We start from the raw sequence: 4275 nt of genomic DNA on the forward strand, positions 1-4275 counted from the left end.
CCGTCCGTGCTCTACGGCGGGCCGCCTGGTACCTCTACCGCTGGAACACCCGGCCAAGATCACCGCGGATCCGTTGACCTACTGGCGGGAGCTCTAAGGAGACGTAGACGGACCCCGCCAGGGTCCACACGTAGGTGAAGTCGGCGACCCACCACTGGTCCGGCCGGGACGGGGTCGCCCAGGCCCGGTCGACCAGATCCGGATGCCGCGGCGCGGCCTGGTCCCGGTGGGTGGTCACGTCGAGCGGCGGCCGCGGCGCACGCCGTCGATGCCCATCAGGCGGCCGACCTGATCGCGGCCCCATGGATGCCCGGCTCGCCGGGCGGCGTGCCAGAGTTTGCGGACCCCGTACAGGCCGCGGTTGGCCCAGTAGAGGTCGACCAGGGCGTTCGCCGCGTAGGCGTCGGCCAACTCCGCGGCCGAGACCGGGCAGGAGACGCGCTCGTAGTAGGTGCTCGGGGCGATCTTGAGCCCGTGCTCGGTGAGCACGCGGCAGATCGGCTCGACCCCGAAGCGAGCCTTGTGGGCGTCGATGTGGTCGACGATTACTTGAGTCGGCGGTCGAGTTCCGCCGCGGCGAAAAACGCCGAGGCGGTCTTGAGAATCTCGTTCGCCCGGCGCAGCTCGGCGACCTCCCGACGCAACGCCTTCAGCTCGTCAGACGCCTCGGTCGTCACGCCGGGACGGACACCGATGTCGATCTCCTCCCGCTCGACCCAGTTGCGCAGCGTGGCCGGGTTGATGTCCAGCACTACGCCCACGGCGCGGCGAGCGGTCAACTTCGACTCGCCCAGATCACGGATGCATTTCTGGTACATCCGCACGGCACGGGCCCGGGTCTCCTCGTCGTACTTGCGGGGTGCTGGCACGCTCTCAGTCTCCTTGCGAGATCAGAGCCTCCACCAGATCCAGGACGGTTCAATCACCCGCGGCCACCGGCGAGTGCCCTACCGCGGAGTGGCCAGGAATGACGCCTGGCTGCACCTGCGCACGGCCGCGATCAACCTCCGCCGCCTGCTGGCCCTCGGACTCACCGGCAGCGCCGGTCACTGGGCGCTGGCCTCTTGACCCGCCCACCCCACCGCGCCACCGCGCCACCGCGAGGATGGGCAGGGCGACCTCTCTGTCGCACCCCAGGGTGCTGACCTCACTGCAGCCAGACTGCCGAGGCGCCCTGCTCCTTATTCAGCAGGCTCCTAGGCGGGCTCGCCGCCGCCGCCGGGGTCGCCCGAGGTGAGGGGGTCGCCCGAGGGGGCCGGGTCGCCCGAGGGGGCCGGGTCGCCGGAGGACAGCGGGTCGCCCGAGGCGTCCGGGTGGCCCGAGGCGTCCGGGTCGCCCGAGGCGTCCGGGTCGCCCGAGGCGTCCGGGTTGCCTGCGGGGTCGGGGTTGCCCGACTGGTCGGGGGCTCCAGTGGCCGGCGGAGCGCTGGTCGGCGAGCCGGGGGCGCCGGAGTTTCCGGGCATGTCCCACCCGGCGGAGCCTCCGGCACGTTTGCCGTGCCGGTCGCCTTGCCCGGAGCCGCAGTCCTTTCCGTCGTCGTCGTTGTGGTCGTGGCCCCCGTGGCGGTGGTGCCCGTGGTGGTTGTCGCCGTGGTGATGGCCGTCGGAGCCGTCATGGCCGTGGTCGTCGCGGCCGTGGTGGCCGGGCCGCACTGGGGCCGACGGGGCACCGGGCGTCCCGGTGGCCGGTGGTGACCCCTTGTCCGGCATCAGCGGCGCCGGTGATCCGGGTGCCCGCGTCTTCTTCCCCGGGGTCCCGTCCGCCGGGCTCTGCGACGCGGGGCCGGGGGTCACCGTGACCTTTCGGCGGGGACGGCGGCGGCCGGTCCCTGGGTCGACGGGGTGGTCGTGGACCCGTTCTGCCCGGGTGCACCGGCGCCGACGTCCTCCCGCTGCTCGGGGGTCGGCGACCCGGCGGGCCCCCGGGAGGCCGGGAAGGGGCCGGCGGGCGCGGAGTCGACCGCGGAGGCCTCGGAGCGCTGCTCCAGGACAGCCTCGGTAGGACGCTCCGAGCCCGCGTCGCCCGGTCGGCCCGCCGGTCCCTCCATCGGGGACGCCGCCGCCGGCTGGTCCCGACACGTCCCGCCGACCGCCGTCCCGTCGCCCGGCACCTTTGCCGCGGCCGCGGGCCGGGCGGGTTCGACCGACGGGCCGAGCAGCGAGAAGCCGGCCCACGCGCCGACGAGCGTGGCCGTTCCGATGGCGACCAGGACGGCGAGCGCGCCGGCCGTCAGCGCCAGCCGCTCCGACCACCGGTGCTGCGCCGGCCAACCGGTCGCCGCGTAGTGCAGCAGGACCGGCCGACGGTGGTCGTCCGGGGTCGGCTCCGCGGACTGCCGTGGGCGGTGCCGCCCCGTGGCGCTCATCCGGTCGACCCGCGGGGGTGGGGCGCCGGCCTGATGCGGCGCTCAGCCCACAACGCCGCCTGCGTCCGGTCGGTGGCGCCGATGCGCTGCAGGATGCGGGTGACGTGGGTTTTCACCGTGGCCTCGCTGATCCGCAGCCGCCGGGCGATCACCTTGTTGGGCAGACCCTGGCGGACCAGTTCCAGGACCTCCTTCTCCCGGTCGGTGAGCAGGTCACCCTGGCCCCGGTCGCGCAGGTCGGCGAGCACCGCCGAGGTCACCATCGGATCGACCGGGGCCCCACCCGCGGCGATGCACCGCACCGCATCCAGGATCGACTCGCCGTCCTGGTACTTGAGCAGGTAGCCATCGGCGCCGGCCATCAGGGCGGGCAGCACCAGGTCCGGCTCGCCGAAGGAGGTCAGGACCAGGACCGGGACCGTCCGGCCGCGCTCGCGCAGCGACCGGATGACCGTGATGCCGTCCCGCCCGGGCATGGACAGGTCGAGCAGCACCACGTCCGGGTCGAGCCGGTCGACCATCTCCAGTGCGCTGTCCCCGTCCGCCGCCGCGCCCACGCACTCCAGGCCGTCGGCGGCGGCCAGCAGGCTGGAGATGCCCCGCCGGACGACGGCGTGGTCGTCGACCACCAGCACCCGGATCACCGTGCGGCCCCGGCCACCAGGGACGTGGCCGCGGCCAGCGGCACGGTCGCCACCACGCGGGTGCCCTCGCCCGGGGCGCTGGCCAGCGTGAGTGAGCCGCCGGCGTCGACCATGAGTTCACCCAGCGCCCGCAGCCCGACGTGGCCGGCTGCGCTCCGCTCGATCAGGCGGCTCTCGTCGAAGCCCTGCCCGTCGTCCTCGATGACCATCGTGGCGACCTCCTCGTGGCGTGTGACGGCGACCTCCACCGAGGTGGCCCCGCTGTGCGTGACGACGTTGCGCAGCGCCTCCTGGGCGCAGCGGTACAGCAGCGCGGCCGTCGGCCCGGGCAGCTCCCGCGCGTCATCGGCCCGCACAGTGACCCGGATCCCGGATCGGCCCAGCTCCTGGGCCAGCACCCGGAGCGCCGGGAGCAGTCCGCCGCGGAAGCTGCCGCGGGCCGGGATGAGGGCCACCAGCAGCGACCGGAGGTCCTCGACGGTCTGGCGCACCCCCTGCGCGGTGTGCTCCAACAGCTCGGCGTCCTCCGGGTCGCGGGGCTGGCCACGCATCTGCGCGGCGTCGAGCTCGAAGGCCACCGCGGTGAGGTCCTGGACGGCGTGGTCGTGCACCTCGCCGGCGATCCGGCGCCGCTCGGCGTCCGAGGCGTCCACGTCGGGGAGGAACCGGCCCAGGTCCCCGGTGCGGTAGATGCGCTCCCCCGGAATCCCCCGCGGGTCGGAAATGAAGCGGTCAGCGGTGAGGTCGGGCCGGTTCACGTAGCCGTGGGCCACGCCCAGCCCGCCGACGCAGATCTCTCCGATCTCCCCGGCGGGGACCGGCTGCCGGTCGTCGTCGAGCAGCGTGATCCGGTAGGTGGGAAGTGGGCGCCCGATGGTGACCGGCTTGCCTGGACGCAGCTCGGCCATCGTGCAGGTGACGGTGGTCTCCGTCGGCCCGTAGGTGTTCAGGATCCGCCGGCCCGGCCCCCAGCGGTCGACGAGCTCACGGGGACAGGCCTCGCCGCCGACGTTGACGGTGCGGATCGACGGCAGCATGCGGTCGAGCGTGGCCAGAACGGTCGGGACGCAATAGATCATGGTGATCTGGTGCTCTTCGAGGAAGTCCGCGAGACCGGACCCCACCCGCCGCCCGTCGGTGGGCCCGGCCACGAGCGTCGCTCCCACGGCCCAGGTGGGCCAGATCTCCTCGATGGAGAAGTCGAAGGCGATCGTCATGCCCTGGTAGACCCGGTCGGACGGCTCCACCCCGTACAGCGCCGGCACG

General features: G+C 73.9%; 5 protein-coding genes, 1 pseudogene and 1 other annotated feature. Of the genes and pseudogenes, 1 reads left to right on the forward strand and 5 read right to left on the reverse strand.

Features of this window, described 5'->3' with window-relative positions; genetic code table 11:
* Positions 1 to 61: 61 nt before the first annotated feature.
* Both CNO22_RS29535 and CNO22_RS25880 read right to left on the reverse strand, forming a co-directional pair.
* Positions 62 to 869: pseudogene (locus tag CNO22_RS29535) on the reverse strand (IS3 family transposase); the annotation flags it as partial.
* Positions 457 to 588 (reverse strand) — a sequence feature (AL1L pseudoknot). It overlaps the preceding pseudogene by 132 nt.
* 327 nt (positions 870 to 1196) lie before the next feature.
* Positions 1197 to 1463: a hypothetical protein gene (locus CNO22_RS25880; protein ID WP_100502119.1), complete on the reverse strand. Its 267-nt coding sequence runs from the start codon at positions 1461 to 1463 to the stop codon at positions 1197 to 1199.
* A gap of 87 nt (positions 1464 to 1550) precedes the next feature.
* Between CNO22_RS25880 and CNO22_RS28040 the strand changes: the two genes are divergently transcribed.
* A complete protein-coding gene (locus CNO22_RS28040; protein WP_157937134.1) occupies positions 1551 to 1694 on the forward strand; it encodes a hypothetical protein in 144 nt (47 codons plus the stop codon).
* 95 nt (positions 1695 to 1789) lie between these two features.
* On the opposite strand, the gene CNO22_RS25885 is transcribed toward CNO22_RS28040, so the two are convergent.
* The 3 genes from CNO22_RS25885 to CNO22_RS25895 all read right to left on the reverse strand — a co-directional run.
* Complete coding sequence (locus CNO22_RS25885) at positions 1790 to 2365, reverse strand: hypothetical protein (protein ID WP_100502120.1); 576 nt, start codon at positions 2363 to 2365, stop codon at positions 1790 to 1792.
* Positions 2362 to 3000 carry a response regulator gene (locus tag CNO22_RS25890; RefSeq protein WP_232807365.1) on the reverse strand — a complete coding sequence of 213 codons (639 nt, stop codon included), beginning with the start codon at positions 2998 to 3000 and terminating at the stop codon, positions 2362 to 2364. The genes CNO22_RS25885 and CNO22_RS25890 overlap by 4 nt, the downstream gene beginning before the upstream one ends.
* A 5-nt stretch (positions 3001 to 3005) precedes the next feature.
* Positions 3006 to 4275, reverse strand: a 1270-nt coding sequence (locus CNO22_RS25895) for an AMP-binding protein (RefSeq protein ID WP_157937135.1), incomplete at its 5' end; no start/stop codon positions are given.

The organism is Geodermatophilus chilensis, from assembly GCF_002802985.1.
Taxonomy (GTDB): Bacteria; Actinomycetota; Actinomycetes; order Mycobacteriales; family Geodermatophilaceae; genus Geodermatophilus; species Geodermatophilus chilensis.